This window comes from Micropruina sp. (genome assembly GCF_027492755.1).
Classification (GTDB): Bacteria; Actinomycetota; Actinomycetes; order Propionibacteriales; family Propionibacteriaceae; genus Micropruina.
In genome coordinates, this window is sequence record NZ_JAPUED010000235.1 from 1 (window position 1) to 2,706 (window position 2,706).

The window sequence follows — 2,706 nt, forward strand, 5'->3', positions numbered from 1 at the left end:
GACGAGGTCGAGCACGGTTTCACCCTCGGCGACGCAACCTGTGCGGTGAGGCATGCCGTCGGCGACGCCTGGACGATCCGGTGGGCGCTGCGCGCTGCCGGCATTGCGGCACAGGGGGACGGCTCTTCCGGTTCACCGCCCGGGGAGTCGGGCGACGATACCGACCCGCGACCTCCTGCTCCCAAAGCAGACATGCTGGGCGATCCTCTTCCCGCGCCGCCGCGACTCTACGTCCACCCGGGACCTGGTTGTGTGGCGTGGGCGTGGCCGGCCGGCGCCGAGGGCCTGATCGCGATCGCGCCGTCCGGACGCGCCGCACCAGTCATCGGACTGCGGCTCACCCAGGGCTGGTTGGAGGACGCCGACGGTGCCTTCGTGCTGGCACCGTCCGACCTCACCTTGACGCCGGGGCGCCGCTGGGTCGGCACCCTGCGCGCCGACCTCTACCCCTCCATGGATGCCCTCGGCGCCCGGCTGCCACCATGGCTGGCTCCGCTGGAGTTGAACGCCGGCCAGCCGTGGGAGTTCCGCGAACCCGACCAGGCCCTGGTCGTCGCGCCGCCGGTGACAACTCGCGCCGAGGGCGACGCCGTCCAGGTGATCGCCGACGCGGGACGGGTCGGGGTGAGGGTGCATTCGCCGCGCGGACTCACCTCGCTGACCCTCTCGTTCGCCCCGCAGTTCGACACGTTGCTGGCGGCGGGTGCCTCGCGCGTGCTGCGCAGCAACGCGCCGGTGACGCCGGCCGGCGGTTTCGTGGTCGCCGAGGCGTTGGGGCGGGCGCTGATCAGCCAGCCGTCCGCCGCCGAGCGGCTGTTGGACGATCGCGACTGGAGCCAGGAGCCCGATCTCTTGTCGATCGCCACCGGGATCGTGCGGGGCCAGCGGTCCGGCAACGCCCGGATGGTGCGGGCCACATTGCGCCGACTGGGGCTGGTGCACCCGCAGTTGGGCTACGGCCGGGTGGTGATGGCCGCCTGGCTGGCCACCCTCGCGTTGGGCGAGGACGCCGGCGACGAGGCGCTGGCGTTGTTGTCGCGTCCGAGCGGCTCGGAATGGGTGGCGCTGGAACTCAACGTGCTGCATCTGCGCAGCCGGGAGGTGTCGGGTGGTGCGTTCGCCGGACTGATCAACGCCCTCGGCGGTGATCTGCCGGGTGAGCCGGTCGGGCTGGACGCCGTCCGGCAGGCGCAGTTGGTCGGGCTGCTGCAGCTGTGCCCGGAGGAGTGGCCGATGGCGCCGACGGCGTCCGCATGCACGATCAAGAACTCGCGCCGGCTGCTGGCCGGGGTGGCGGCGTCCGACTTCGCGCAGCCCGACGATCTGGAGGTGCTGGCCTGGCTGGCGCTCGGTCAGTCACTGGTGTGAGCGGGTGAAGGTCCACTCGGGGTCGGTGAGCATCCGGGCGCCGGAGAGGCCGGCGACCATCGCCACGACGACCAGTGCGGTCGAGACGCCGGACTCGATGGCGGCGTTGATGTCGGTTCGGTCGAAGTAGATCAAGGTGCGCAGCGCGGACGAGCCGGGGATCACCACCAGCAGGGTCGGCACGGTCATGATGATCTTCGTCATCGAGAACCAGCGGGCGGCCAGCGCACAGCCGAGACCCATCACCACGCAGGCGGCGAAGATGGCGACATGCGGCTTGATCCCGTTGTCGAGCAGCAGTTGGCGGACCAGACTGCCGAAGATCGCGACCACCCCGGACGCCACGGCCGTCCGCAGCGGGGCGTTGAACATCGTCGCCCAGCCGAACACCGCCAGGAAGCTGGCGGCCACGATCGCCGACCAGACCAGCATCGGCGGTCCGTTGAGCGGCCCGACCGGATCGGGGGAGACGCCCGTGACGGACGCCACCAGCCACACTCCGATGGCGATGGCCAACACCACCGTGGCGGCGTAGGTCATTCGTGGGACGCCGGTGTCGAGGTCGAGCCGGGTCAGGTCGAGGCCGGCGGTGACCAGCGGGAAGCCGGGAATCAGGAAGATCGAGGCACAGACGAAGCCGGCGGCGAAGCGGTCGCTGGGCCCACCGACCACGAGCGTGAGGAGTTGGGCGACGCCGACATAGAGCGCGGACGCGAGGGCCGCCGAGGTGAGTACGACGGCCAGCTGGTTGAACTGCAGCCGGGTGAGCAGGCGATGCAGCCCGTAGGCGATCGCCGAGGCCGGCAGCACCGCGAGCACCTCTCGCCAACCACCGTTGGCCAGGATCGCGACCGAAGCGCAAGCCACGGCGACCAGCATCACCAGTAGCCAGGAGGGATAACAGAACGCGTGCTGCTCGATCCGGTCGAGCCGCTGGTCGATCTGCTCGGCCGACTCGTGGGCCGGCAGTTCATGGCTGAGCTGATGCAGCCGGGCGATCCGGTCGGCGTTGACGCCCGGACGGGTCTCGCCCACATGGGTGCGGAACAGGCCGCGGCGTCCGACGGTGAGCACGATCTGGGTGAAGGTGACCTGGGCGTCGAGTTGCTGGATGCCGACCGACCGCGCGACGGCCTCCATCACCTCGCGCACCCGCAACCCACTGGTGCCGGCGCCGAGCATCAGGATGCCGGCGCGCAGCACGACCCGGGAACGCCGGACCAGATCGGTGGGTTCGAGTCGGTCCTCGTCGCTCGCCTGCTCGTCGGTCGGGTCCGCCGGATCGTCCGCCATGGGATCACGCTAACTTGGTTGGCCGGTCGACGATCCGTCATCCCG

General features: G+C 70.8%; 2 protein-coding genes. One reads left to right on the forward strand and one right to left on the reverse strand.

Annotated elements, in window-relative coordinates; all coding sequences use genetic code 11:
* Nucleotides 1-1,368 (forward strand): hypothetical protein (locus Q0066_RS16185; RefSeq protein WP_298134865.1); only part of this gene is annotated, 1,368 nt, incomplete at its 5' end.
* Here the strand turns inward: Q0066_RS16185 and Q0066_RS16190 are convergent.
* A complete protein-coding gene (locus Q0066_RS16190) occupies nucleotides 1,357-2,661 on the reverse strand; it encodes a threonine/serine exporter family protein (RefSeq protein ID WP_298134867.1) in 1,305 nt (434 codons plus the stop codon). The two genes, Q0066_RS16185 and Q0066_RS16190, sit on opposite strands and share 12 nt — an antisense overlap.
* Nucleotides 2,662-2,706: the final 45 nt, after the last annotated feature.

Bases quoted from the DNA above. Each gene is read 5' to 3' on its own strand.
- Q0066_RS16190 (WP_298134867.1), bottom strand. From the start codon at position 2,661: ATGGCGGACGATCCGGCGGACCCGACCGACGAGCAGGCGAGCGACGAG.